General features: G+C 44.7%; 28 protein-coding genes. 13 read left to right on the top strand and 15 right to left on the bottom strand.

Annotated features, from left to right (window positions below; genetic code table 11):
* Positions 1–184: 184 nt before the first annotated feature.
* From J4N39_RS19345 to J4N39_RS19325, 5 genes are all read left to right on the top strand, one after another.
* A complete protein-coding gene (locus J4N39_RS19345; protein WP_252023974.1) occupies positions 185–1,306 on the top strand; it encodes an efflux RND transporter periplasmic adaptor subunit in 1,122 nt (373 codons plus the stop codon).
* Positions 1,307–1,318: 12 nt separating this feature from the next.
* Positions 1,319–4,471 carry an efflux RND transporter permease subunit gene (locus J4N39_RS19340; RefSeq protein ID WP_252023972.1) on the top strand — a complete coding sequence of 1,051 codons (3,153 nt, stop codon included), beginning with the start codon at positions 1,319–1,321 and terminating at the stop codon, positions 4,469–4,471.
* Between the two features lie 130 nt (positions 4,472–4,601).
* Positions 4,602–4,922, top strand: coding sequence for a hypothetical protein (locus J4N39_RS19335; protein ID WP_252023970.1), 321 nt, complete (start codon positions 4,602–4,604; stop codon positions 4,920–4,922).
* A gap of 92 nt (positions 4,923–5,014) precedes the next feature.
* Positions 5,015–5,605, top strand: a complete 591-nt coding sequence (locus J4N39_RS19330) for a LemA family protein (RefSeq protein WP_252023968.1) — start codon at positions 5,015–5,017, stop codon at positions 5,603–5,605.
* Positions 5,605–7,473, top strand: a complete 1,869-nt coding sequence (locus J4N39_RS19325) for a M48 family metallopeptidase (RefSeq protein ID WP_252023966.1) — start codon at positions 5,605–5,607, stop codon at positions 7,471–7,473. The genes J4N39_RS19330 and J4N39_RS19325 overlap by 1 nt, the downstream gene beginning before the upstream one ends.
* 31 nt (positions 7,474–7,504) lie before the next feature.
* Here J4N39_RS19325 and J4N39_RS19320 read toward each other — a convergent pair whose 3' ends face one another.
* Entirely contained in the window at positions 7,505–8,071 is a 567-nt protein-coding gene (locus tag J4N39_RS19320) for a hypothetical protein (protein ID WP_252023964.1), read from the bottom strand.
* A gap of 159 nt (positions 8,072–8,230) precedes the next feature.
* On the opposite strand from J4N39_RS19320, the gene J4N39_RS19315 reads away from it, so the two are divergent.
* The 3 genes from J4N39_RS19315 (at position 8,231) to J4N39_RS19305 (ending at position 9,948) form a co-directional block, all read left to right on the top strand.
* Positions 8,231–8,788: a shikimate kinase gene (locus J4N39_RS19315; RefSeq protein ID WP_252023962.1), complete on the top strand. Its 558-nt coding sequence runs from the start codon at positions 8,231–8,233 to the stop codon at positions 8,786–8,788.
* Between the two features lie 88 nt (positions 8,789–8,876).
* Positions 8,877–9,383, top strand: coding sequence for a GNAT family N-acetyltransferase (locus tag J4N39_RS19310; protein ID WP_252023959.1), 507 nt, complete (start codon positions 8,877–8,879; stop codon positions 9,381–9,383).
* Complete coding sequence (locus tag J4N39_RS19305; RefSeq protein WP_252023957.1) at positions 9,376–9,948, top strand: nucleotidyltransferase family protein; 573 nt, start codon at positions 9,376–9,378, stop codon at positions 9,946–9,948. Before J4N39_RS19310 ends, J4N39_RS19305 begins: the two co-directional genes overlap by 8 nt.
* A 2-nt stretch (positions 9,949–9,950) precedes the next feature.
* Here J4N39_RS19305 and J4N39_RS19300 read toward each other — a convergent pair whose 3' ends face one another.
* Complete coding sequence (locus tag J4N39_RS19300; protein WP_252023955.1) at positions 9,951–10,520, bottom strand: SOS response-associated peptidase; 570 nt, start codon at positions 10,518–10,520, stop codon at positions 9,951–9,953.
* Between the two features lie 53 nt (positions 10,521–10,573).
* Positions 10,574–11,170 carry a hypothetical protein gene (locus J4N39_RS19295; RefSeq protein WP_252023953.1) on the bottom strand — a complete coding sequence of 199 codons (597 nt, stop codon included), beginning with the start codon at positions 11,168–11,170 and terminating at the stop codon, positions 10,574–10,576.
* A gap of 109 nt (positions 11,171–11,279) precedes the next feature.
* Here J4N39_RS19295 and J4N39_RS19290 point away from each other — a divergent pair, with 109 nt between their 5' ends.
* On the top strand, positions 11,280–11,498 hold the full coding sequence (locus J4N39_RS19290) for a DUF1496 domain-containing protein (protein WP_252023951.1): 219 nt from the start codon (positions 11,280–11,282) through the stop codon (positions 11,496–11,498).
* A gap of 31 nt (positions 11,499–11,529) precedes the next feature.
* On the opposite strand, the gene J4N39_RS19285 is transcribed toward J4N39_RS19290, so the two are convergent.
* Complete coding sequence (locus J4N39_RS19285; RefSeq protein WP_252023949.1) at positions 11,530–11,838, bottom strand: YfcZ/YiiS family protein; 309 nt, start codon at positions 11,836–11,838, stop codon at positions 11,530–11,532.
* Between the two features lie 518 nt (positions 11,839–12,356).
* On the opposite strand from J4N39_RS19285, the gene J4N39_RS19280 reads away from it, so the two are divergent.
* On the top strand, positions 12,357–12,818 hold the full coding sequence (locus J4N39_RS19280; RefSeq protein ID WP_252023947.1) for a TetR/AcrR family transcriptional regulator: 462 nt from the start codon (positions 12,357–12,359) through the stop codon (positions 12,816–12,818).
* 87 nt (positions 12,819–12,905) lie between these two features.
* On the opposite strand, the gene J4N39_RS19275 is transcribed toward J4N39_RS19280, so the two are convergent.
* Genes J4N39_RS19275 through J4N39_RS19250 form a run of 6 tightly spaced genes read right to left on the bottom strand, consistent with a single transcriptional unit; the run spans position 12,906 to position 17,513 of the window.
* Complete coding sequence (locus J4N39_RS19275) at positions 12,906–13,676, bottom strand: heme ABC transporter ATP-binding protein (protein ID WP_252023945.1); 771 nt, start codon at positions 13,674–13,676, stop codon at positions 12,906–12,908.
* Entirely contained in the window at positions 13,676–14,713 is a 1,038-nt protein-coding gene (locus J4N39_RS19270) for a FecCD family ABC transporter permease (protein ID WP_252023943.1), read from the bottom strand. The genes J4N39_RS19275 and J4N39_RS19270 overlap by 1 nt, the downstream gene beginning before the upstream one ends.
* 9 nt (positions 14,714–14,722) lie before the next feature.
* Entirely contained in the window at positions 14,723–15,568 is an 846-nt protein-coding gene (locus J4N39_RS19265) for a heme/hemin ABC transporter substrate-binding protein (RefSeq protein WP_252023941.1), read from the bottom strand.
* Positions 15,569–15,580: 12 nt separating this feature from the next.
* A complete protein-coding gene (locus J4N39_RS19260) occupies positions 15,581–15,994 on the bottom strand; it encodes an ExbD/TolR family protein (protein WP_252023939.1) in 414 nt (137 codons plus the stop codon).
* The gene (locus J4N39_RS19255) at positions 15,991–16,686 is read right to left on the bottom strand and encodes a MotA/TolQ/ExbB proton channel family protein (protein ID WP_252023937.1); all 696 of its coding nucleotides are present in this window, start codon (positions 16,684–16,686) and stop codon (positions 15,991–15,993) included. The genes J4N39_RS19260 and J4N39_RS19255 overlap by 4 nt, the downstream gene beginning before the upstream one ends.
* Before the next feature lie 2 nt (positions 16,687–16,688).
* Entirely contained in the window at positions 16,689–17,513 is an 825-nt protein-coding gene (locus J4N39_RS19250) for an energy transducer TonB (protein WP_252023935.1), read from the bottom strand.
* 171 nt (positions 17,514–17,684) lie between these two features.
* Between J4N39_RS19250 and hutX the strand changes: the two genes are divergently transcribed.
* Complete coding sequence (gene hutX / locus J4N39_RS19245) at positions 17,685–18,188, top strand: heme utilization cystosolic carrier protein HutX (protein WP_252023932.1); 504 nt, start codon at positions 17,685–17,687, stop codon at positions 18,186–18,188.
* Positions 18,189–18,233: 45 nt separating this feature from the next.
* Entirely contained in the window at positions 18,234–18,758 is a 525-nt protein-coding gene (gene hutZ / locus J4N39_RS19240; protein WP_252023930.1) for a heme utilization protein HutZ, read from the top strand.
* A gap of 66 nt (positions 18,759–18,824) precedes the next feature.
* Here hutZ and J4N39_RS19235 read toward each other — a convergent pair whose 3' ends face one another.
* A complete protein-coding gene (locus J4N39_RS19235; RefSeq protein ID WP_503064167.1) occupies positions 18,825–19,730 on the bottom strand; it encodes a chemotaxis protein in 906 nt (301 codons plus the stop codon).
* Positions 19,731–19,922: 192 nt separating this feature from the next.
* Here J4N39_RS19235 and ppiC point away from each other — a divergent pair, with 192 nt between their 5' ends.
* Entirely contained in the window at positions 19,923–20,201 is a 279-nt protein-coding gene (gene ppiC, locus J4N39_RS19230; protein WP_252023926.1) for a peptidylprolyl isomerase PpiC, read from the top strand.
* Positions 20,202–20,291: 90 nt separating this feature from the next.
* Here ppiC and nadN read toward each other — a convergent pair whose 3' ends face one another.
* From nadN to J4N39_RS19210, 4 genes are all read right to left on the bottom strand, one after another.
* Complete coding sequence (gene nadN, locus J4N39_RS19225) at positions 20,292–22,154, bottom strand: NAD nucleotidase (RefSeq protein WP_252023924.1); 1,863 nt, start codon at positions 22,152–22,154, stop codon at positions 20,292–20,294.
* Between the two features lie 213 nt (positions 22,155–22,367).
* On the bottom strand, positions 22,368–24,383 hold the full coding sequence (locus J4N39_RS19220) for a putative bifunctional diguanylate cyclase/phosphodiesterase (RefSeq protein ID WP_252023922.1): 2,016 nt from the start codon (positions 24,381–24,383) through the stop codon (positions 22,368–22,370).
* A gap of 67 nt (positions 24,384–24,450) precedes the next feature.
* On the bottom strand, positions 24,451–25,416 hold the full coding sequence (locus J4N39_RS19215) for a substrate-binding domain-containing protein (protein WP_252023920.1): 966 nt from the start codon (positions 25,414–25,416) through the stop codon (positions 24,451–24,453).
* Positions 25,417–25,701: 285 nt separating this feature from the next.
* Positions 25,702–26,766: a DUF3541 domain-containing protein gene (locus tag J4N39_RS19210; RefSeq protein WP_503063985.1), complete on the bottom strand. Its 1,065-nt coding sequence runs from the start codon at positions 26,764–26,766 to the stop codon at positions 25,702–25,704.
* Positions 26,767–26,955: the final 189 nt, after the last annotated feature.

The raw sequence follows: 26,955 nt of genomic DNA, 5'->3' as shown, positions 1-26,955 counted from the left end.
TGCCTTATTTGAACTAGTGCCCATTAATTGAACTTAATAGTGACTATTTTGAGAAAATATAAAGTTCAGAAATATTTGTTCACATTTATTTGCTAGGATTTTTGAAACAATCTTCAGATTCTTGAAGTCATACCGTTAGTTTCACAAGTTGCTCACGCAACTTTTTCCTACGTTGGTTCAGATAATGAAAAAAACACTCTTAAGTATCGCAATCGCAAGTTCGTTGATTTTGGTCGGGTGCGGAGACGCAAACAATCAGAAACAAGGACAAGGTGCCGCTCCACTGGTTAAAGTGGTTTCATCTCAAACAGCAGAGTATCAACAAAACAAAAGCTTTATCGGCCGTATTCAAGCGGTTAATGATGTGAGCATTACCGCTCAGGTTACCGGTTACCTGACGGATAGAATGTTCGACGAAGGGCAGATGGTAGAGAAGGGTGATCCCCTATACCAAATTGAATCTGCTCCTTTTGAAGCTGAAGTGGCAACAGCGAAAGCTGCAGTAGCTCAAGCGGAAGCTAGCCTTAAAAAGGCGCAAATGGATTTTAAACGCGGCAAAAACTTGCTGCCTAAAGGCAACATTTCTCAATCTGAGTTTGACGCCCTCACTGCGGCATTATTGAGTGCGGAAGCACAGGTTGAAGCAGGCAAAGCGCAACTCAACCTAGCTGAAGTTAACCTTTCTCACACCACCATTTTGGCCCCATTCACTGGTCGCATCAGCAGCAGCAACGTTAGCCTTGGTGATCTGTTATCTCCATCGATTGGTGAGCTGACATCGATTGTGAGCCTCGACCCTATTCACGCAGCATTTAGTGTCAGTGAACGTGAGCGTTTACAGTTTGGCATGGACAGAGTTGACGGTGCTGGAGAAGGGGCTGATCTAGTCGAAGTGGTTATCTTGACTGAAGATGACAAAGAATTCCCATACAAAGGGCATCTAGACTTTATCGGTAACCGAATTGATGTGACTACAGGTACGATCTCGTTGCGTGCAAGTATCCCAAATCCAGAGCATACCTTGCTGCCGGGTCAGCATGCGAACATTTCTATTCAAGAAAAGGCACCGACTGATGTCGTCGTGATCCCACGTCGTGCAGTTCAAACCGACCTTGAAGGGGATTTCGTAATGGTGGTGACGGATGGCAGTGTCGTTGAGCGCCGCAATGTGAATCTTGGTCAGCAAGTCGAAGGTGGCACTATCATTACTCAAGGTCTAACCGCCAATGAGAAAGTGGTTATTGAAGGTTTGCAGCGTATTCGTAACGGTGTTCCTGTCACCATTGCTAGCGATGAAAACAAGTAAGGGGCGCTATCTATGTTAAGTCGCTTTTTTATCCAGCGCCCGAAGTTTGCGTTGGTGATATCAATTATTTTGTCTTTGGCCGGTGCTATCGCTTTGATGGTATTGCCAGTGGCAGAATATCCAAAGATCAGTCCGCCATCAGTGAACGTTACGGCGTTTTACACAGGTGCAAGTGCTGAAGTTGTAGAAGAGGCAATCGCCGACCCGATAGAAACGTCGGTTAACGGTGTAGAAGATATGATTTACATGTCTTCTAAGAGTGCCAACGATGGTTCTTACTCATTGAATGTTACCTTCGACGTGGGTACAGACCCAGATATGGCGCAGGTAAACGTTCAAAACCGAGTGGCGCAGATCGAGTCAAAACTTCCAGAGGAAGTAAGACAGGTCGGTGTGACGGTAAGCAAAAGCTCGCCTGACCTTTTGATGGTACTGAACTTTTACTCTCCAGACGGTAAGTATGACGACAAGTTCTTGATCAACTATGTAAACCTCAACATTAAAGATCAGCTTGCTCGTGTTAAAGGCATCAGTAACGTCAACGTGCTTGGTGGCGGTGAGTTCGCTATGCGTGTTTGGCTAGACCCTGAAAAGCTTGCCAACTTGAAACTAACCACTAGCGATGTGTATGCAGCGCTAGCTGAGCAGAACGTTCAAGTTGCGGCTGGTAAAATTGGTGCCGCACCGTATGCTAACCCGCAAGAGGTACAATTTAACCTAGTGACCAAGGGGCGTCTCGAATCGGTAGAAGAGTTCGAAAACGTCATGTTGCGCGCAAATAATGATGGTTCGGCTGTCTATCTTAAAGACGTAGCTCGTGTTGAACTGGGTAAAAAGTTCTACGATGGTGCGGGTTACTTCCGTGGTCAAGACGCATCCGTTGTGATTCTTTCGCTTCAAAGTGACGCTAATGCACTAGAAAGTGGTGAGTTGGTGATGAACCGTCTTGAACAGCTAAGCCAGACTTTCCCTGAAGGTATGACTTATGAGACCAGTTACGACACTACCTTATTCGTATCTGAGTCGATTAAAGGCGTAGTAAAAACTCTGATTGAAGCGATTTTGCTCGTAATTGCGGTAACTTATCTGTTCTTGGGTAGTGCTCGTGCAACGCTTATCCCAGTGTTTGCAATACCAGTTTCTTTGATTGGTACCTTTGCCTTCATGTTGATCACGGGCTTTACCATTAACACGGTTACCTTGTTTGGTTTGATCCTAGCAATCGGTATTGTGGTGGATGATGCGATTCTTGTTATCGAGAACGTAGATACCATCATGAAGAAAGATCCAACGATCACGCCAAGACAGGCAACTTTACGTGCGATGAAAGAGGTAACTGGGCCGATCGTTACATCGACCTTAGTATTGTTAGCGGTGTTCATCCCAGTAGCGATGCTTCCGGGCATTACCGGTATCATGTACCGTCAGTTCGCATTGACCATTTGTATTGCGGTAGTTATCTCATCGATTAATGCACTAACCCTGTCGCCAGCGGTATGTTCTCTAGTGCTTAAACAGGGTGGTGGTAATACAGCGAAGTGGTTTGATGCATTTAACCGTGGGCTTGAAAAAGTCACAGCGAAATATGGTCAAGTTGCTGGCTTCCTAGTACGTAAAACCTTGGTTGTTGTAGCGTTGTTCGCTGTAGCGTTGGGTGCGGTAAGCTTCTTGGCGAAAACCACTTCGACAGCGTTTGTACCGCAAGAAGATAAAGGCATCATGCTGGTCAACATTCAACTTCCAGATGCAGCGTCTCTATCACGTACTGAAGCGGTCGCAGACAAGGTTAAAGCTATTATTGAAGCTGAGCCAGGTGTTGAAGGCGTAACGGTTGCAACGGGCTATGCGTTTATGACTGGTGCGTCGGCCTCTAACGGTGCATCCATGTTCGTTAAGCTGAAAAGTTGGGAAGAGCGTGGCAAATTAGAAGGCGATCATTCTTCGTTTGCTATTACTCGCCGTGTCAACGGTGGCGCAGCCGCAACGGTTCCTGAAGCTATTGTATTTGCAATGGGCGCACCAGCGGTACCAGGAATGGGTGCAGCGTCGGGCTTTGAATTTGTTCTAGAAGATGCGTTAGGTCGTAGCCGTAGTGATTTAGCTATCGTGATGGGCGATCTGATTCAAAAAGCGAATGAACAGCCAGAGATCCAATATACCTTCAGTACATTCCGCGCCAATGTTCCGCACTACTACGTGGATATTGACCGTGAGAAAGCGAAGCAACTTGGTATTTCCTTATCTTCAATCTTCCAAACTTTACAAGGCAACTTGGGCTCGATGTATGTGAATGATTTCACTATGTTTGGTAAGAGTTACCGTGTAACGATGCAAGCCGATGCTGAGTATCGTGCGGGTATGGATGACTTGGGTAAATTCCACGTTCGTTCTGCCGCTGGGGATATGATCCCATTAAGCACCTTGGTGTCTTACGAGCAAGTGTTTGAGCCAGATGTTGCGTGGCGTTACAACATGTACCGCTCAGCAGTGATCCAAGGTGAACCTGCTCCGGGCTACTCAAGTGGTGATGCAATTGCAGCGATGGAACGAGTCGCCGCAGAAGTTCTGCCTCACGGCTATCAGTACGAGTGGACGGGCATGGCTTACCAAGAGATCCAAGCGGGTAGCCAAGCAATTTATGCGTTCGCACTGGCGCTAATCTTCATCTACTTGTTTATGGTTGCACAGTATGAGAGTTGGACGATTCCGTTGGCGATCATCTTGGTTGTACCAGTGGCAACACTAGGCTCATTCCTTGCGTTGAATCTGACGGGCATCCCACTTAACTTGTACGCTCAGATCGGTTTGGTTCTCTTGATAGCAATGGCGGCGAAGAATGCCATCTTGATTGTTGAGTTTGCTAAGAATGAGCGCGAAGAAAATGAACAGCCTATCGATAAGGCGGCGGTTCGAGGTGGTGAACTTCGTTTCCGTGCGGTCAACATGACGTCATGGTCGTTTATCCTAGGTATCATGCCGCTGATCTTTGCCTCTGGCGCAGGTTACATCAGTCAGAACTCTTTGGGTATCTCACTGACGGGCGGCCTATTGTGCGTATTGCTCGCAGGTACTTTCTTGATTCCAAGCTTCTACGCGATGGTTCAGAAGAAACGCGAGAAATTCCACGGTGGCAGCACTAAGCTACAGCCACTAGATGATGAATAAACCATTGTCTTAGAGTAAAGCAAAAACCTCCGATTCAATCGGAGGTTTTTTTATGCCGAGTGTAAGCATGTAATAGACCAAATTGATGCTACATTTGTTTGATATGAACACTTGTGAACGAGAGATAAAAATGGCTGACAACCCTTATGGACCACCAGATGACTACTTCACTCCGCCCAAATCAGCACCAATGCAGGAAATTAGAGGGCTGTTTTCTCAAGTGGGGAATTGGGTGTTAAATGTTGAAGACAAAGAAGGTGCAGAGCAGGGAGCGAAAGAGATCTTGCGAGAGATCTTGGCATATGATCGCTACGATTTAGACGAAGAAGCTCTGGTTAAGAAATTCGACCAAGACTATAAATCGGTCTGTCAGTATTGGGAGGAAACTTGGCGTTACACCCACGGCTGGCCGGATATAGAAAAGTACCTCAGGGAAGTAATTAACGAGTGATAACGCACTTAAACCTCCTTGTCTCGGGTGATTATTGCCTTTTTGTTCAGTAAGTTATATAACAAGTGAAACAACATTTATAGGATATTGCTATGTCTACGTCTTTGGTTTTGCTTTTAATTATTCTTGCCGTGATTATTTATGGTGCGTCGGTATACAACAAGCTTGTGACGTTTAGAAATCGTTTCAAAAACAGCTTTGCTCAGATTGAGGTGCAGCTAAAACGCCGCTATGACTTGATCCCAAATTTGGTTGAAACTGCCAAAGGTTATATGGCGCACGAGCAAGAAACGTTTGAGCGAGTGATCCAAGCGCGTAACCAAGCGATGACGGGTTTGAAAGCTGCAAGCGATGCACCAGACAATGAATCTGCAATTGCCCAATTAAGCCAAGCGGAAGGCATGCTACAAAATGCACTTGGTAAACTTAACGTAGTTGTTGAAGCCTACCCGGAGCTTAAAGCCAATGACACCATGACACAACTTCAAGAAGAGCTCACCAGCACAGAAAACAAGGTGGCATTTGCTAGGCAAGCATTTAATGACTCGGTGACTAGCTACAATACTTACAAGCAGACAGTGCCGCCGGTATTCGTGGCAAATATGTTCAATTTTCAAGATGGCAAGTTGCTAGAATTTGCCGACAGCGAGGAGATCCAGCAAGCGCCTAAAGTGAGCTTCTAATGGATTTTTATCAACATCAGGACAGTGCTAAACAAAGAACGGGGATACTGGTGGGGCTGTTTGTTCTCGCCATCTTGTGTATCACCGGACTGATTGCCTTTATCACAGTCGCAATACACCTTTCGACAAATACCCAGCCTATTCAACCTGAACAACTGATCCGCTATGGCGCATATTCGTTTGTTGGTGTGACTTTGCTGGTGGGCGTCGCCTCTGGTTTTCGTTTAATTGATCTGGCCAACAATGGTGGTAAGTCGGTGGCGGAAAAGTTAGGTGGTCGACTAATTTCTACCAATACTCAAGACAGTAAACACAGACGTTTGCTCAATGTTGTTGAAGAAATGTCAATTGCTTCTGGGATGCCAGTACCACCAGTCTACTTGCTTAGTCACGAAAAGGGCATCAATGCTTTTGCCGCAGGCATGAGTGCTGATGATGCGGTGATAGGTGTCACCCAAGGGGCCCTTGACGCTTTTAATAGAGACGAATTGCAAGGTGTTATCGCCCATGAATTTAGCCATATTCTTAATGGTGACATGCGACTAAATACACGATTGATTGGTGGTTTATACGGACTGACGTGCATTGCACATTTTGGTTACGTTATTTTAGATCACAGCAGTTATTCGCTAGGTCGTACAGTGAGCCGTTCCAATTCAGACTCGAATAAAGGTGCAGCAGCTATCCTGGCATTTTCCATCGCGTGTATCGTACTGGGTTGGCTTGGTACTGTGTTTGGTTCACTCATTAAGGCTGCGATTTCACGTCAAAGAGAGTTTTTGGCCGACGCAAGCGCCGTTCAATTTACCCGAAACGATCAAGGTATTGCAGGCGCTCTCAAAAAAATTGGTGCACATACTGGTCAATCAAGTCTAGAGTCCAAAGCTGCGAGCGAAGCTAGCCACATGATGTTTGGTGCTAGTAAGCTTTCGTCGTTTGGTGGTTGGTTTGCTACTCATCCTCCATTAGATGAGCGCATCAGACGTATCGAACCGGGATGGGATGGAGAATTTCTGCCCGTGAAGGATGGAGCTTCGGATGCTCTTGATGGCATATCTCAGTTTTCATCAGGCCAAACGTCAACAAGTGGTGTGAATAACACAACCGCTGAGCTAGCTATGACAGCGGCAGAAACCGCAGAGGTTGGACACGGGATCATAAGCCAGATCCCGAAGCAGCTTCAGGAATTTGCCAGAGAGCCATATAGCGCACGTTTTATACCACTGCTGCTCATGTTTGATGGCACCAAAGAACAAAGAATCGCTATCAACAATCATATTCCTATGGGAATGCAAGCGACGTATTTACCTTGGTTAGATCACGAGTTGGCACCACATCTAAGATTGCCACTGCTTGAACTAGCGATACCTGCACTGAAAAGCTTAGGTCAGTCACAAGTACAGCGCTTGATAGATGTACTCATAGAACTGGCTAAAATGGATAACCGTTATACCTTGAGTGAATGGGCGGTGGTTAGTTTGACCGAGAAATTGTTAGATCCCCACTTAAGCGCTACCAAGCAATTCAAGACGCTAGCAGATTGTGAAGAGAGTGCGTTGTGGGTGCTGCGAGAGCTTGCTTGGGTGACGCATAGTGATGAACAGCATGCAAAAGCGGCATTTGATTTATCTTTGAAAGAACTAGGTTGGATGCCACAGTTGTTAGAAGCGGCTAATTCGAACTGGCAGTTAACACGAGTGGGATTGGATTTACTCGCACAACTCAAACCAAAAGAGAAAAAGCGCTTTTTAGCAGCTTGCCTAAAGGCCGTAGAATCAGATGGTAAGATCACGGTCGAAGAGGGAGAACTCTATCGAGTGATCTCAGTTTACCTAGAAGTTCCAGCGCCGCCATTAATGGTCGATTAAAAAACGCCCTCGTACAGCGAGGGCGTTTTTTTTATATTTGCTTGTCTAACTGGCGCTGAATGAGTTGTTGATTTTCAGCGCATTTTTCAAGGGATTGTGAAGTCGTCTTGATTGCATTAGCCATTGATGACAGGTTGCCCGTTACGTTGACAATACCGTTTTGCATAGGGCGTAATACCAACCAGTAAATACCGACGATAGCCATCAAGATAACGAGCAGCGCTGCGACCATGATGATAATGATCTTCAACTCTAAAGATTCTAAAAAGTCTTGGCTAGTTTGGTTGATTGTCTGCGCCGACTGTTCAATGGTTTGCGGAAGTGCTTGCATTGAGTCTTGAGAAACCCTTACTAACTGGTTGATATTTTGCACGGTATCTTCGAGCAATTTTTGCTGCTCAGTAGTTAGATGGGCATTTTCACCAACCGATTTTAAGCCATCGGCAACAGCATCAAGTGATTGACTCGTTTGGCCAATAGCTCGTTCAATACCGTCGAGTTCCAAGGTTACATTAAAATTGACTAAAGCAGTTTCTGTTTGGTCCTCGGCAAATGTTGCCATCGAAAATAGTGCCAGCAAGCAAGCGAAAATGCGCATCGTAGAGTTCTCAAATCGTCATGAAATATGCACGCACTCTAGTGCTTTTTCAGTCTACAAGCTACCAATATTATTGTGGTAAATGTTTGATTTTTCGCAATCGATTGCTGTTATATTACTTGCACCTTTTCAACGCTATTAGCAAGAGTCGATTTCCTTATGAAACGCATCAATATTGTCGGAACAAGTGGAAGTGGTAAATCAACTTTTGGCCGTCAAATTGCGCAAAAGCTTAACTACCCTTATTGGGAAATGGATGAGCTGTTTTGGCAGCCCAACTGGGTCGGGTCAGATGATGAAGCTTTCTTTTCAAAGATCGAGCAAGCAACTTGCAGTGAAACTTGGGTATTGGATGGCAACTATAATCGCACTCGCCCAGTGAAGTGGAAAAATGTCGATACTGTTATTTGGATTGACTATTCCAAGCCTCGAACCTTGTATCATGCGGTAACAAGAGCGATAAAGCGCATTGCCTCGCAGCAAGAAATATGGCCAGATACTGGCAACAAAGAGTCTTTTGGCAAAACCTTTTTGAGTCGAGACTCAATATTGCTGTGGACAATTAAAACCTATGCAAGCAATCGTGTTCGCTATTTAGAAGTGATGTCCGATCCCCAGTATGCGCACATTGAGTTCATCCAGTTACGTTCACCAAGCGAGGCGAAACAGTTTCTGCAATCGCTAGAACAACGCCAATCTACCGAGTCATTAGGGTAATGTGAGACGCAGCAAATTCTGTAGTCTTTTACACCGAAAAAATCCGTGATGGTTTATATTGAGTTTTCATCGCGGTAAGGAGATTAAGATGATTGAAACAAAGCGGTTGCAGCTCACGCCTGTAGAACCCAAGGATCTCGAGCTTTTCCAAAAGTTGTTTCGCTGCCCAGAAACGACCAAATACCTACCGGGCGGCCAACCTTACGATGATGACTATATTGAGCAATACCTTGAGCAGAAACAGGAACACTGGCTTAGAGGCTTTGGTACTTTTGTTGTCGTAGACAAGACAGCACCGTCGGTAAAACTCGGCTACGCTGGCGTAGAAGAAATCGATGATAGCAATCTATTAGATATTCGCTATGCATTGTTGCCAGAGTTTCAAGGTCAAGGGTATGCGTTGGAGGCTGCGAGAGCAGCAATTGAGTTTACTTTTGAGCGAGAGGGCTGTGCGGAGATCTTTGGTGTTGCGGTGCCGGCTAATTCGCCATCTGTATCACTTCTTGAAAAACTCGGGATGACACGTCGTAATGATTTAAGACTGTATCCAGATAACTCATTAGTGACGATGTCGATCTCGAACCCTAATGCTTAATGCCACACCGCTAGCGACGATTAGCGACCTAGATAAGTGGGTGAGGGCAGATGCGTTTCGAATGGATGCCCTAATACAGGTGCAATCATTAGAAAGAGAGTTCTCTCTGCCGCCAACCTATATTGGCGCAGGCTTTGTACGCAATTTGGTCTGGGATAAGCTACATGGCTATCCATCGCCCACTCCCCTAAATGATCTCGATGTGGTTTTTTACGCACCAGATTTGGCTGAAGACAAAAACAAACACCTGCAGTGTGCTTTGACGTCTAGACGTGGTGAGTATCGCTGGCAGGTAAAAAACCAAGCATATCTGCATCACAGGAATCAAGATAGACCTTATCAGGGTCTCGTAGATGCGCTCTCTTTTTGGCCAGAAAAGGAAACAGCTGTCGCAGTACGTTTAAACTTTGACGGTCAATTAGAGTTCGTATCCGCATTTGGTTTTGAAAGCTTGCTTGCACTTGAACTTACCCCCAACCCAAAGCGACAGAGAGCGGTATTTGACCAACGACTGGCAAAAAAGAACTGGCGGGGTTTATGGCCCAAACTAAAAGTGGTTGCTTGAGTTTAAAACAGATTAATCTGTTGTGGCATGTCATCTAGGTAATGTGTTTGAAGCTCTGGTGTTGACTCACCTACATTGAATGGCTCATTAAACCAATGGGCAACTTTGTCTTCGGAAATAACCACAGGCATTCGATCGTGGTATTGAACATAGTAGTTTGAAGGCGCAGTGGTTAGGATCACAAAGCCTCGTTCAAGAGATAAGCCCGCTAATAACATAGGTTGATGTGATTGAAATAGAGTTTTGATTTTGTTGCCATGGCTATCTTCTACCCATTCATACCATCCGTTGCAGGGAACCAAAATCCGGCCTTCATTTAATGTTTTTTTAAACATAGATTTCTCTCTTGCCGTTTCACTTCTCGCATTAATAATTGGCTTTTTTGCCCACGTTGGTTGAAATCCCCATGGTTGGGATACCACTCTTAGCTGGAGATTTTCATGGGTGATAACTGACACTGCGTCGGTTGGGTAAACTTCCCCTTGGTGGAACGTGTGGTAGTTTGTTATGCCCAGATGGTCGGTAAGAAACTGGCTAAGTGGATCTTGAGTAATGTTGAGTCGGCCGCACATAAGGTCTACCAAATCTAAATGACTTAGGTAAGACTTTAGCACATGACCTTAGGCTAACGTGCGACAGCGCCGCCCAAAGTTAAATCTTGAGGCCATGAGGTAATGATGTTACCGCCAAGATAGATATTACCTTCGACAGTTAGTTGCTCTGGAAGTGCAGTGATTTGAGAGCCCCCAAGGTAGAGGTTCCCTTTTACAGTTAGTGGGGAAGGGAGTTCGGTGAGCGGAGTTCTAATCACACTTAAATCACCTTCGACTACTAGCCCGGCAGGCAGGCTTTCCAAAGGGTTATCAGTGAAGTTTAAGTATCCGCCCACTTTGACTGTTGGGTTCCAGCTCTTTATCTGTGCGCCGAGAAAATTGGCGTAGCCTTTAATTTTTGTTCCTCTCGCAACAAACGAGACTGCGCTGTTACTTGCATCTAAACTGCCTTGAACATCCAATCCTTTAGGCAGCTTTTCAATCTTGGTTTTGGCGATGTTGAGATTACCTTTGACAGTAAACCCCTCGGGTAGCGCAGTGTAATGGGTTTGGCGAAGATGTACGTTGCCATAGGAGTCCAAGTGGTTAAGCAGTTTATATTGGTCAAGCTCTACGGCATTAGCGACGCTGCCCAATACTAATGACATTAATAGCAATTTAATTTTCATACCGAACCCAAACCAATGAACTACTGTCTATATAGTAACTTACAATTGAAATGAAGTCAGAATGATGAACAGAATACTCCTCGTTACTTTTTTGGCTGGAGGGATAGCGATGCCTACACTAGCTAAAACCATATCGACGCCAAGTAAACCTGTAGTGGTCGTGGATGGCAAAACCGCCTCAAGAATTTGCTATTACCAAGACCAAGCATATTCAGAAGGAGCATACATTCAAGTGGGAGAGATTTATCTTGTTTGTGCAGCAGCCAAGAACTTTGAAACCAATGGCGCATTGAAGTGGTATGAAGTGACAAAAAAAGCCTCTGAGTAATTCAGAGGCTTAAGTTTGGTGTTTTGTGAACTTAGCGGCGTAGTGAGCGCGACTTTAGTTCGAAAATCAGTTTTTCAGCGCTGCAAGTAAACTTAAAGCGAGCGACTAGCGCTTTGGCATCGTCAGCCAGTTCAGCAACATCTTGCTCTACTTCTGCAGAAACTTCTTTCGCAAGCGCAGCGTACTTTTCAAATTCTGCTTCTAACAATTGCTTTGATTCACCATAGATGGTGACTTCTGCAACATCATCGCCTTCTTTGATCATGAAGCCGATTTCACCTGCACTACCACATGCTTCGCATACTTCTACATCTTCGTATTTTTGGTTTTCGTTAGACATGAGCTTACCTCTTACTTTCTTTGTAAGATATCTTACTCGGGTGTGAATGATTACGCTAGAAAAAGTGTGAACAAACGCCCACTTTATATGCGGTATAAGAAAGGGCTTTCAGCTCAATAGTTATTGTGAATCCCGTTTTGGCAAGAACTAGTACACAGAATCATTCTTGGTCGTGATCGCAATCACGTAATGTCTATTCCAACATAAATTTACACAAATAAGTGATAGTTCGCCTTGTACCTAGTTTTATTTTATAAGAAGATGCGTTAAATCGAAATTATTCACAATAACTATATTTAATCGGTTGAGTAGAATATTACTCTGCACGGTTTTTTAACTTTCGATTGTTAATTAATACTTTTATTAGAAGCTGATAGGCCAGTTTAAACCGAGGGGTTTGAGTTGGCCTATTGAGTTTTTTGGGAGTGCAAAACTCGATTTTTGTCGGTTAATCACCCCAAGTTTTGCTTGAGATATAGAGTTGTTTCAAGCTTGGATAGATAGAGAAGAGCCACACCATGCCTAAGCGTAGTAAAGAAGACACGGAGATCACCATCCAAACCATTATGGATGCTGTGGTCGACCAACTAATCCATTTGGGGTACGACAAGATGTCGTATACCACGCTGAGCCAACAGACAGGTATCTCCCGTACCGGTATTAGTCACCACTTTCCTAAGAAGACCGATTTTACGGCGTCACTAGATAGTCGTATTTATCAGATGTTCTTATCTCATCTCAACCTTTCTAGCGATGTCGCAGGGTTTAGGCAAAGCTGGATTAATGCGTTAGAAAGCCGTGAGTTTACCGCCATACTAAAGCTGATTTTCCACCACACTGTCAGTTCGGAAAATACTCACCCATTTGCTAAAGCGGGACTTGACCGCATTTACGGCTTAGTTGAAAACCAGTTTGGCAGTGATGCGAAAAATGATCTCGATGCACTATTCGGACGAAGCATTGTTCACATGGCAAGCTAAGGCACTAGATAATGCTTAAATGATAAAAGCCAGCGAAAGCTGGCTTTTTAGATCAAGGGCTGTATCTGATCAGCTAAGCAATCATAGTTATGCAGTCATGACTGTAGGGAAACCATAGGTTGGATGAGGGGTAATAAGGGCACGGTAGTGATAGGTACTCTCTATATTACCTTGGGTCAGGACCTCCCACGGTGTGCCGTCGGCAACCAGTTTTCCTTCGTGGAGCATGAGCAGCCTATCGGAATATTGCGCTGCAAGGTTGAGATCATGTAAAACGACAATCACTGTCGCACCTAGATCCGCAAGTTCTCTCGCATGTTTTAAGCAGGTGTGCTGGTGCGCTGGGTCCAGTGCTGAAGTTGGTTCATCTAACATCAAGATTGGCTCAGAACTTTGGGCCAATTGAGTTAATACACGAGCAAAGTGAACTCGCTGTTTTTCACCGCCGGAGAGCGAAGGGTACAGGCGCTGAGATAGGGCGTTAATCTCCAGTTTGTTCATTTGCTCTTGGGCTATTGACTGAATTTCCATTTGACTACAATCCAGCGGGATGCCACCCATTTCAACCACCTCATGGGCGAGAAATGGAAAAGTGAGTCCACTGTGCTGTGGAAGCATAGCAACTTGTTGTGCGAGTAGACGTTTATCCCACTCTTTGTTCACTTTACCAAAGCAGAATACCTCATATTGGTCTCCACTTTCACCGGCAAGAATTTTGAGCAACGTACTCTTACCCGCACCGTTGGGACCAAGTAGTGTGGTGACCTGCCCAGGTTTGAAATCGACACTGATATTATCAAGAATCGTCTTGTGGCCAAACGAGACGCTTAAGCCAGATACTGATAGCGAAGCGTTCATTACAAAGTTTGTCCTTTTTGTTGGAAAAGCAAATAGAGGAAGAAAGGTGCACCAAACAGTGCGGTAACAATGCCTACTGGCAGTTCTGCGGGTGCTACAGCGACTCGAGCAACCATATCGGCAAGCGTGAGTAGTAATGCCCCTAATATCGCACAAACAGGGATGAGTTTACAGTGATCAGGGCCTGTCAGCATGCGTGTAATATGCGGAACGACCAAACCAATGAAGCCAATCGGTCCCACAAGAGATACAGTGATCCCAACACCCGCAGCAGTGGTCAGTATCAAGCGACGCTTAAGACTTTGGACTTCAATGCCCATGTGACGAGCTTCTGCTTCTCCAAGCAGAAGGGCGTTAAGTGCCATAGCCTTTTTAACAAACAACCAGAATAGTCCTGCCAGAGTGATTGCAGCAAGAGCAATGCCTGACCAAGTTGCACCAGCCATCGAGCCCATGCCCCATAAGGTGAGGTCTCGCAGCATTTGATCATCGGCAATGTAGTTGAAATAGCCAATCGCTGCGCCTGATAACGCACTGATAGCAACACCTGCAAGTAGCATCACGGTGACCGAAGTACCAAACTTACTGGTTCCGAGTCGATAGACAATAAGCGTTGTGACGGTACCACCAACGAACGCAAATACAGGAACTGCGAACAAATTGAGTAGGATAGGGTTGGTAATGTTGATGCTAGCAAACAACACCATTGCCGCCGCAGCGCCTAGTGATGCGCCAGCAGAAACACCAATAATGCCTGGCTCTGCCAACGGGTTTCTGAACAGCCCTTGCATCGTTGCTCCACATAGCGCAAGGATAGCACCAACGAGTGCGCAAAGGACGGTTCTAGGCAAGCGGATATTCATGATCACTAATTGGACATGATCTGGCAAAGAAAATAGATTAGGTAGCAGGCTCTTAAAACTGTCTGCGACACTTATGTCCATCGGACCTACAGCTATCGAATAGCCACAAGCAAGGATCAGAAGCGATCCAATGCCAGTCATAGTTAAGTGTAAAGGTTGCTTACGAAGTAACATGACGCACCATTAATTTGGGTAAAGAAGTTTGTTCAAGCGCTGTGCTTCGCTTAGGGTCTTTAAGCCAAGCCCCCCTACTAGCGCTTTGCCGTCGATAGAAATAAAGCGCTTGTTCTTGCCTGCAGGTGTTGCTGCCAAAACTGGAAGGGTGTCTAACAAAGTGCTTAAGTTATCTAAGGTACTGCGGCCACTGACTAAAATAACGTCTGGTTGCATTTCAATCAGAGACTCATTGGATAAGGGCTTATAGGACTCTAGCTTTGCTTTGGCTGGGTTAACAGCGCCTGCAAGTTCGATAAGCGCATTCGGTGTGGTTTTGTCACCTGCAACATTCGACGGACGACCCTCATGAATGATCAAGAACAGTGCTTTTAGTGGTGTGCCTTTAGGTTGGTTGGCGTTAAGATCATCCACTTGCTGAGTCACTTTTGCCTTTAGTGCTTGGGCGTTAGACTGAGTCCCAGTCAATTCACTGAGTTCATCAATTCTTTGATACAAACCTTGGACGCTACTATCGCTGTTGACTTGGTCAACTTCTACACCACTATTTTTGAGTACCGTCAGAGTCGTTGCAGGCCCCATGGCGTCAGAGCCGATGAGATGTGATGGGGTTAATGCCAGCAAGCCTTCTGCGGACAGTTGGCGATGGTAGCCAACCACTGGTAACTCCTTACCTTCTGGCTGTGCACTCGTTACATCAATCGCAACAAGTTTGTCGCTAGCCCCTAATTCTTCGATGATTTCGGTCACAGCAGAACCGGCGCTAATAATGCGTTGCTCGGCATAACTAGAGCTTGAGAATAGCGCAATCGCCACAAGGCAGAGCTTAGGAAACTTAGAGAATGGAGAGATCATTATTATCGTCCTTTAATTATTATCTGTGAGCAGTTGAGTCGCGTTGATATTGTTTTCTTGTAGGAAAGCAAGCAGCTTAACCATGTGTTGTATTTCAGCTTGCTTGTCTGCTGCAATAATCACTGTCGCTTCCGGTTGCTGTTTGACCTGTTCGAGCAGGGCAATTTCGAAGTTGTCCCAGTCAATGTACTGGTTGGTGTTAATCGCCCAGTGAGGCGATTGGTGCAATATATTGATGGTTAGTGTTTTCTTCTCAGTAATCTCTGAGGTCGAACTGTCAGCCGTTGGAAGTGACACTTCTAATGACTCCAATTTGATAGATGCCGTAAGCAGCAAAAACACCATGACAATGAAAATAATATCTAGAAGCGGCGTTAAGTCGGGCAAAACAGATGTTTGCTGCTGGTGGCGAACAGTGCGTATCATGCGGCTTGCTCCGGTTTAGTGATAGAACTCGGGGCTTTAGCGCTTTTTTTGTGCGGAGCGACTTCAACGGTGACACCTTCCAACCAAAGGTCGACAATGTTTAAAGTATGTTCGAGTTTTGCCATGATTTTCTCTGCCCACAAACCAAGCAGTTGTGCTGCGGCAATAGCAGGTAAAGCGATCATCAATCCTGCTGCGGTTGTGCGCATCGCAAGACCGAGGCCATCAGCAAGGTCATTTGGAGTGATGTTTCCTGTGGATGCAGCGACACCTTTAAACATCTCGATTAAGCCTATCACAGTGCCAAGTAGGCCGATCAAAGGGCTAATCACACCTATCAACCCTAGGAGTTTGAGTCCTGAATTTAATTGATGACGTTTCTCCTCAAGCCATATCCCCGCAGCATCTTCACGTAAGTTTTTGGCAAAGTGACGATGAGAAATTAGCATTGCCACACCTTTACACAGCAATGGACGTTTTGTTGCAAGATCAGACGCAAGGTTGTCGAGTTCTGCATCTTGGTCTGGGCTCAATTGGGCCAATTGGGAACGTATTGAGCGACGTCCAACCCCCGAACTGAGTAACACTTGAATCAAGCGTTCGACGATAATTGCCACGGTGAGGGCAGAGCAAATAAGTAGCGGCCATGTCATTAAGCCTAATTGTTGTTCCAGTTGTACTAGCGAAGTCATATTTAATCCAAGGAGAAACGAACTGGGATAAGCACACGGTGTGCTACTGAAATCCCATTAATTTGATGTGGTGAAAATTGCCATTGCTTGATGGCTTTTAATGCGGCTTTATCGAGCATTTTTGTACCCGATGAATCCATTAATACTTGCTTGATCTGTCTACCATCTTCGTCCAGCCAGATTTCATAAGTTGCCACACCTTCAATGCCACGTTTGCGTGCTAGGCGAGGGTAGTTGGGTTGTACCGGACGAGTTTTAAATTCAGGGTTTTCGACCACTGGATTTTTGGCATTTGCTCCCGACTGGGCATGAGTAACTGGCGTTTCCTCAGTTTTGGGAACATTAGTGTCATCTTTTTTTGCCACAGATTTTGGTTTCTCTAATTTCTTCGGCTCTGGCTTGGGTTTAGCTTGCTTTTTAGTTGTAGGCTTGGGTTCTTCATTCGTTTTTTTCTTGGTCACTTTTCGTGGGGCAGGCTTTGGTTTTTGCGCCACGACTTTTTTCTCTGGGGTGACTGCCTTTTTCTTTACCGGGGTGCTTTGTTTTTCAACACGCTCTTGCTGCGGCTCTGGAGTCGCTACTTTAGGAGGTGTATCAGCAACTTGTTCAACCGGTTCAGGAGTACTGTCTTTAGTCGGTGCAGGTTCAGGTGCACTTGCAGATTGAGACGTTTTAGGTTGCGGACTCGCTACAAGGTTAATAGAGACAATCGATGTGTTGCTGCCAGCAGGCATGGCAACGGCTTTGTGCTCAGGCACACTCAATAGGGCAATGACATGAATAACGAGGGATAACCCTCCGGCAATGACATAACGTGGCGTGTCCACAGCTTACTCCATTAAGTGTTATATCGGATGTTGGGCTGTATTTTAAATCCAAAACACGAATAATATCAATTATCATTTGCAACAAAGTTTTGAGGCGCATATCATACGGCAAGAAAAGTGGCGTTTAGCCCTAATTTTTAACGCTCATAAAACTATGCTGTAGAGAAAAGAATGGAAAATTTACAATCTAAAGTACAAGAAGTATTAGAACGTGAACCTGGGTCACTGCCTGGCACCATAGCACTCGAACTTGGAGTCACTGAGTGGCAAGTTTTGGAAGCGATGCCAACAGAAATAGTGACTGTAGTTTCAGGTGAGCACGCACAGTCGCTACTCGAAGGCCTAGTCGACTGGGGAAACGTAACCACAATTATCAATTCTCACGGTTCGATTTTTGAAGTAAAAGCACCGTTTCCTAAAGGTAAACTCGCTCGTGGCTATTACAACTTAATGGGTAAAGAGGGCGAGCTTCATGGTCATTTGCGACTGGAGCTTGTTACCAATATCGCTCTGATCAGTAAAGATTTCATGGGTAAAGAGAGCCATAACTTTTCTTTCCACACTGAGTCTGGTGACTGCATGTTTAAGATCTACCTCGGTCGAGATAAAAAACGTAACCTCATCCCAGAGCAGGTTGAGAAGTTTAAACAACTAAAGCAGAGCTTTAGCAAATAACATAAGTAAATAATAAAAAAATAAGTAAAGTCAGGAGAAAAAGTCATGGATCAGAGTGTCAAACAAGAGCGCCTACAAGGTCGTCTTGGTCCAGAAATTAAAGAATTTCGTTCAGAGTGCAAGACACTGCAACTCGCTACAACAGATGCAGATGGTCGCCCAAACGTAAGCTATGCACCTTTCGTGCAAAACGAGAATGGGTACTTTGTACTTATCTCTGAAATTGCACGTCACGCTCGCAATCTACAAGCAAATCCTGAAGTTTCAATTATGATGATTGAAGATGAAGGGGAATCAAAGCAACTATTTGCTCGTAAGCGCTTAACTTTCGATACAACGGCTACCATGGTTGAGCGTAACACTGAATTGTGGGTGGGTGTTGTCGCTCAAATGAAAGATCGCTTTGGTGAGATCATTGATGGTCTTAGTCAGCTTGAAGACTTTAAAATGTTTCAACTTAAGCCTTCTAAAGGTTTATTTGTTAAAGGGTTTGGTCAGGCTTATCAAGTATCTGGTGACGACCTTGTTGACTTTGTGCACCTTCAAGAAGGGCATAAAAAAGTCAGCTAACAAGGTTGGTTTAAAATCAAAGAGCCGCAATAGCGGCTCTTTTTTATTTAGCAGTAACAGGTTTGGCTACAATGCCTCTGTCTGCTCTTCAAGCATTTTTGCCCCTCTAAGCATCGCATTGACCAGCTCAGTGGCATTAAATTTGGTCAGCGCTTCGTGAGCACCAACTTGATGGGCTCGATCAATACAAATCTCACTTGAAAGTGACGTATGTAAAATGCGGTACGAACGATTGAGGCTAGAATCATTCTGTACTTCAAATGCTAGCTCGTAACCATCGAGTCCAGGCATCTCAATATCACTGACTAAAATATCGATCGGCTTATGGTTTTCAGCATCAGAACGCATCAGCTCAAGAGCATCTTGGCCGTTTTTGCACACCTGATAGGGGATGTTAATGCTATCAAGCGCATCCGAAAGTTGTTTGCGTGCGATTAACGAATCGTCCACTAGCAGGATACTCAATGGTTTGAGGCGTTCACGTTCCACATCGGTCAAAATAGGGATTTGCGCTGAAGCTTCTTCTGGGTAGATTTTGGATAGCAGAAGCTCTACGTCTAGCAATTGTACAATGCGATCTTCGTGGCGGGTTATGCCCGTAACAAATACGTGGTGTCCAGCCGTATCGGGCGTCGACTCGATAGAACGCCAGTCACACTCAATAATCTTTTCTATGTCGCGTACCATAAATGCAACCACAGTGCGCAGGCAGTCAGTCACAATAAGGTAGCTGTTTTCATACTCCTCAGGCGCAATAGGTCTAAACCCAATTGCCGCCGCCATATCAATCACAGGGACAGTGATCTCACGGATCGGCACTGTGCCAATAACATGGGGGTGAGAATAAGGAATCTGTGTAGTACGGGCATAGGGCACGATTTCGCGCACCTTTAAAGTGCCGATAGCAAAACTTTGTTTAAGCGTGAGCTTAAACATCAACATGCCTTGCGATTGATTCGCTTTGCTTTTCATAGATAGTCTCGACATAAAGATTTCACATCATTGTATAGTGTAAGCCACGAATTTGGATGGCGACAGATCAAACTTCTATTAGAGAAAGCTTTTCTAAACAGCGCATTGGTTACCGGTAAGATTGCGAATCAATATGGAAAATGATGGTGGTTTTGGTAGACTGCGCAAAAATATTGTTAATCGAGGCTAAACATGGCGAGAACGGCAGCAGCGCTTCATATTTTGGTGAAGCATAAAGAGCAAGCTGAAGACATTATTAAACAGCTCAAAAAAGGCGCAAAGTTTCAAACTCTAGCCAAAAAATACTCGACCTGCCCATCAGGTAAAAAAGGTGGTGATTTAGGAGAGTTTCGCAAAGGTCAGATGGTGCCGCAATTCGATAAGGTTTGTTTTCAAGGTGAAACACTGGTCCCTCATTTGGTGAAAACCAAATTCGGGTGGCATGTGGTTAAGGTTCTTTACCGCACCTGATATAACTAGGTCAACACGCCCTAATAGACAAAAAAATGGCCAAGGAGAAATCCTTGGCCATTTTGCTAATAAGACTATTACATCAATTGCTTATTTTGCTTTTGGCGTAAAAGTCTGTGTACTGCGGTCTTCTTGGGCTACTGGCTCAATCTTCTCGCCACGCTTGGTCAGATCGGCTACGTAGTCGATGAAGGTTTCAGTGTATAGCTTCAAGGTGTTTTCGTACTTAGACTCGTCAGCAGAGATCTTGCCAAAGGTTGTGTAACCATCTTTACCACCGGCAATGTAGTCATTAGTCACAACGGTAAGTACGCGATCATCACTCAGTGCTGACCATGAAACATCACCTTTCGCTTTCACTTCTACGTTGTGGACACGCTGGCCCGCAGGGCGGTTGAAGTCTACATCGTAGCGAATACCTGCAGCGTAAGGGTAGGCACCATCAGAGCCTTTAGCGCTTTTATCGACATACTCAGCGTAAGCTTTGTCTACGGCTTCATTTAGTACCTGCTTCACTTCAGCTCCAGTCATGGTTAGGTTCACCATGGTATTGCTAAATGGCAGTACTTTGGTTGCATCAGCAACGGTGAATTTGCCTTGGGTGATGTTAGCACGTGCACCACCACCATTTTGGATCGCAACGTCCGCACGCTTGGTTTGAGCAAGGAAAGCTTGAGCGACCAAATCACCTACTTGAGAGCCGTGTAGGTTGGTGTGGGTATCACATCCGTCAGCACCATTGTGTTTTTGCTGGCCCGGAACACGCTCATAACATAGCAGTTCTGAAGATTGTGCAATCTCTTGGCCTTTCATTACATCAAGCTTTTGAGCAAATGCAGACAGTGTTTTTTGAGTTGCAGCATCTGGTGCTACCTGCACAAGGTTTGGTTGTGCATTCACATCTGCCAGCACAGCTGCGAGCTCTTCACCTTCTAGGCGTTGTTTCTTGCCGTTTTCATCTTTACGTTTGAACTCTGAACCAATGAGTAGGTGTGGAGTACCACTACATGATGCTACTTTGCCGTCAGCGTCGAAGGAAACCGAAAGCTCGCCAAGGATTTGTGAATATTGCCATGCTTGTGCCACACACACTTGATCGCCATCTTTATTGGTTCTCATCGTTGGGTATGGACCGTCAGCTTTTAGACCAACTGCTTCAAAATCACCTAGAAGGGTATGCGAATCACCACCGATGATTACATCTACATCCGTCAGCGCTTCTGCAAGTTGCAAGTCATTAGAATACTGATAGTGAGTTAACAGTACGATTTTAGAAATATCTTGCGCTTTCAACTCGTCAATGTATTTCTGTGCTGTTTCTACTTCGTTCAAGAACTGCGTCGTTTTGTCTGGGTTCGATGAGTTCATGGTTTTATCAGCGATGTCGATACCAATAATACCAATCTTATGATCGCCATACTGCTTAACGGTATATGGCTTGAAGTAGTCGTTAGCAGAGTTCATCGCAAGTGGTGATACACCTTGCTCTGGGATAACGTTAGCGGCTAGAACCTCAGTTTTTGCCGAACATTCACCTTCATTCATCCAATCTAGGAATTGAGCAAGACCTGCATCACCATCATCGAACTCATGGTTACCCAGTGCGAATGCATCAAAACAGCCGTGATTCATCATGGCGGCGTCTGCTTCACCTTTAAATAGTGCGTAGTACAAGGTACCAGAGATCGCATCGCCAGCGTGCAGTTTAAGCACGTTCTCATTTGCGGCTTCACGTTGATTCATCGCAGATACTAGCGCCGGGAACCCACCCACTTCTGTGTAAGTTGATTTGCCCGCAAGTTTAAGTTTTTGCGTCGATGGTTCAAGGTGAGAGTGGTGATCGTTCACGTGCAAAATGGTGAGATCAAATGGTGTGTTATCTGACGACTGTGTCGCACAACCTGATGCTACCACTGCAGACAGGAGCGCGATTGCCAATGGGCTTTTTTTCATTGTTTGTCCCTATAATGAGTTTGTTGAATACTGGCGTGTGTACAACGATAAAAATTATAGGGCTAAAATGAAACAAGTATGAATTTGCATGAAAATAATGCGAATTGAGTCAGAAAATAGCATTTAGAAACAGTTTGCCAGATGATTTTGTAGTGTCATTGTGGCTGTTGGCAGAGAATAGCTCTGTAACAGTTCAAGCTGATGAAGTCAGGGCTAAATAGATTGTGCTCCTGAAAGTGGGTCCCAATCTGATTTTGGCTGGTAATTGTTGAGCCACTTGATCAATTTTTTTTGTGGCATTGGTCTGGCGTAATAGAAGCCTTGGGCAAAGGATATCTCATAACTCTTAGCCAACTGATGGTGGTTTTGGGTTTCTACTCCTTCAATCACCACATCAAAATTTAAGCTTTTTGACATGGTGACAATGGCTTCAATTATCGATTGATCGGCGCCTTCGCTTGTTGCTGTTTGAGTGAACGATTTATCGATTTTTAAAACGTCAAACGGTAGTTTCTTTAGAATATTAAGTGACGCATTGCCCGTTCCAAAGTCATCTAACTGGATCTGAAAACCCTCACGTTTAAGTTGTTTTAGGTGCTCGATAATTTGTGCTTCATTTCGAATAATTGCAGTTTCTGTTAACTCCAGAGGAAAATTCGCAGGCTCCATGTTTTGATTAAATATTCGGTCGCACAGATACTCAACGAAATCCGGGCGCTCTAGCTGTATTGCTGATACGTTCACGGACACAGTGTAGTTAAGACCTCTTAAGCTAAGTTGCCGATAGAGGTCAATGGCTCTATCAAACACCATTTTCCCAACGTGGATGATATCGCCAGATTCTTCTAATAGTGGAATAAATTTGTCCGGCCCTACGTAAGTGCCGTCGGGTTTCTTCCATCGTAATAGCGCTTCAAACCCATGAACCTTGCCACTATTCACATCCACTTGTGGTTGGAACCAGACATCAAACTGTTCTTCCGCTATTGCTTTTTTAACAGAATGACTCAATGTGAAGTGGTTTTTGCTCAAATCCCCCAAGACGTCGCTATATATTGTAATACCCCCGGTGAGTGCTGGATTTCGTTTTGCGTAGTACATGGCAGTATCTGCGCTTGAAATTAGAGATTTGGAGCTTTTCCCGTGGTCAGGGTAGCGGGCAATACCAATCGAGCAGCCGACTCGTAACTGGGTTTCTTCGTATTCCATCGGTTGGCATATCGCCATTTGAATCTCTTGCGCTAACCTAAGCGCTTGTGAGTCGGAGTTGGTGAACTGCAACACCGCAAACTCATCACCTCCCAAACGGGCGATCATATCTTTTTCTCCAACATGATCGCGCATCGCCTGACTGACCCTTACCAGCAATAAATCGCCTGTTGAATGGCCTAAGTTGTCATTCACATCCTTAAAATGGTCAAGGTCAAAAAACAGCACATAAAACGCTTGGGAGCCGTTTTCAAGAATTTCTGCCAACATATCTTGGAAATGGCGACGATTTGGTAGACCTGTCAATGCATCTTTCTGCGCAAGAATTCTTGCCTTTTGTTCAGCCTCTTTACGCATGGCGACTTCTTCAAGCAGCAGTTCTTTACTTACCATGGTGTCTTTAAGCCGATGGTTTAATCTATCCAGTTCAGTAGCAAGCAAATGCCATTCTTCGACATTTGGCTTGGTTAACTCACAGTCATGTCGTCCTAAGTTGAGAACTTTGAGTTGTCTGACAATCGTTTTGAGCGGAAACACGAGTATTCGGTACAAGTAGATTAGTAGCATTAGACTGACAGCCAGGGTAAAAGCAATGATTAAGTTGCTGGCTCTACCTAAAGCCTCGGTACGCTCAAGACTCATCACCCTGGAGCGGTCACTGATATAGGTGACGTGTGTGACTAAGTTTTGGGTGTAGGTAGTAAGATTGATAGTGGCCCACTTTTTGTCTTCATCATTGTAGGCGGTTTGCAGCAATTCAAACTGTTGATTTATTCTGCGGATATCCAACTCAAATCGACGAGTATCGGTTAGATTAGGCAACATTATGTTATTAGTCAGAGAGTAATAATGCTGTTCAAGTGCCAATATGGTTCTTTTCCAGCGAGTTAAGGCTTCTACTGATTTCGATTGGTTATAGTCTGAAATAACCAAATTAAGACGGCTAGCTTCGTGGCTTAATTCAATCGCTGCCTTGTCTATTTGATGGCTATGAACGGTAACACGCGCTTGCTCGCTCACAACCATTACAAAGGCAGCACATGAAATGATCAGAGTGATTAAAAAAAGAAAGAGTATGCGGGAGATACTAATCGACATATGACATCACCGTCATTCTATGCGGAGCCACATTACTCAAAGGAGACGTACGAAATAGGTGGTGGGTATTAACCAACTCCGTTTGTACTTCAGCCTTTCTTTTTAGCCACTCTAGTTCGCGATCTAGCAAAGGGATCAGTGTTTGATAGAGGGAAACCTCTAATACACTGTGAGCCAGCAACTCTTTGTTATGTAGGATGCAAATATCGTCAAATTGACAAGGTTCGTTTTCTACTTCTGAAATGGTTTTTATTAAGTACTCTTCAGTATCCAGCAGTCCCAGTATAAACCGTTCGATGATTGCATCGCTCACTCGGTTGTGAACTAACATTAACTCGTACTGCAAATACGTACCTGGATAAAAGGCTAAGCCATGTTGGCGTTGGGTTAAGGCAGAGAGCTCTTCAATGAATGGTTGACGAGTGGTTATGAAATCACACTCGCCTGAAATCATTTTTTTGTTTAAATCCCCCAGTTTGAAATATTTGAATTCGAGGTTTCTGACTCCATTACGTTGAGCTAAGGTCTGACCGAAAAAATGTAAAGCGGACAAATATTGTGTACACAGCGTCTTCCCTTCAAGTGCATGAAGATCATTGAACGAGGTGAGACTGGATAGGGCATTAATGTTATCTGATTCAAATACGGTGGCCACGATACGATAGTCGGGCAGTAAGTGTTGATTAGCGAGAAACGCAATGTTAGAAGCGAACAACACATCCGGGGCAGCTTGGTTTTTGATCGCCGTTTTGAGTGCGACTTTGCCACTGATATGAATGTCCGGCTCCACCGTGAGGGCGTGTTTATCAAATTGACGAGAATCGATAGCAAGCTTAACCAACGAAGAGCTGGGTTGAGCTCCAAGAGATATGGATAGTTTTTGCTTAGCAAGCTCATTGCTATCGGTACAGGCAGTAACCAGAACCATTACTGCAACAAGAAAACAAGCCTTCATACGGCCACCTAAACTAGACGTAGTACCATAAGAGTATAGTTAGATTTGTATCAGATTTGAGTTACAGCAAGCCTCATCACGACGTTTATGAGATAAGTTGCTTATAGGCGGGGAATAGTTTTTTTAGATTAAATGAATATAAGCCACAGAGATTTTCGTCTGTGGCTCAAGAGTCATAGTTTAGCCCACTTTAATACACCAGCTGCTGTAGAACAGCGGCAGCGATTACTATTTGCTAACCATTAAAGGTTGCTCCCTAATTAAGCTTAAATCGCAAGATCTTTGCTATTTAGCCACTAGCCCGTAAGGGAGATCACTGACGATTTTCGGTTGTTGGGTCGCCGTTGGCGCATCATTAGGCCCTCGCCAATCTAGTAGCATGATGGCTAAGACATTGCGATGCTCGCCGTATTCTAGGTCGGTATCTCCCACAACAGATGGCACCATTCCGTGCTCTTCATTGATGGCATTTTGAATATGTTGACGTGTCTTCTCAACTACTGGGTCATTGTCTAAGCCAGCCAAGAGAAAAGAGATCCCAACCTCGGCAATCACATCCTCTTTCGCATTGGCCAAAATGGTATCGATGTTCTTTCGTAAATAGTCATAGATCCATTGGTGATTTTGTTCTTTTACTCGATGACGATAGTAGCCAGAATCTGCAAATATGATATGGGTCATACCGTAAATCTTGTTGCCAAACTGCTGGTGGGTCAGTTGATGATCGAGTTCATCAGGATAGGCTGCTTTGAACGCCTCAGTAAAAGGTTCAACAACGTCTTGTTCACCTAATTGACGAAGCCAATAAACTTGATTAGCAAGCTGAGCTGCCCAAGCACGGATCATTTCAGGATCAGTAACATATGACAGGTAGTCGTGCTGGCGAATGATCTTTCTTAGCAGATCATCTTTCTGGTGTTTTAAGCCATATTCATCGGCTCGAGCCATCGAACCTAACAATGTGACGCCGGCAAACACGTACTCGGGATTTTTAATGGTGGCGTTGAACCGACGTAGGCTACGCTCATCTTCTTTGCCTATGTATCCGGAAATACGTTTGATTGAGTATTGTTTGATTTGCTCTTCACTGGTCAATTCACTCGAAATACGATTGAGCGTGCTTGCCACGCGGGCTAGGTCAGACCAAATGGCAGCCTTGTATTTTGGATCTAAGGTTTGACGATACATACGAAGGCCGTAATGGCCCTCTTTAAAAGCTGAAAGAGTATAGAGTTGGCTTTCGTAAGTCTGGCGGATCTGTTGAGCAGATTCTGAATAACTCATATCGCTGGCGAGTGTTGGCAATGCTAGGCCTGAAATCATAAGTGCCGCCCAAGGAATTACTTTCATTATCTACTCCTAAATAAAATAAGTGGATGGGCTGAATCTACTCTGGAAAGTAGGGTAAAACGTCATGGTTATGTCAGTTTGTAAGCGGGTGTGTCGATTTACAAAAAGATCGATTAGGTCTCAGTCCGTGAATTTGGTCGACCCTATAATTCGAGCAAATTCATATGTAAGAATAGGTAGTACTTTGCA

The organism is Vibrio sp. SCSIO 43136 (assembly GCF_023716565.1).
GTDB lineage: Bacteria > Pseudomonadota > Gammaproteobacteria > Enterobacterales > Vibrionaceae > Vibrio.
Note: the sequence above shows the minus strand (reverse complement) of the source record. Positions and strands in the feature narration are given on the sequence as shown.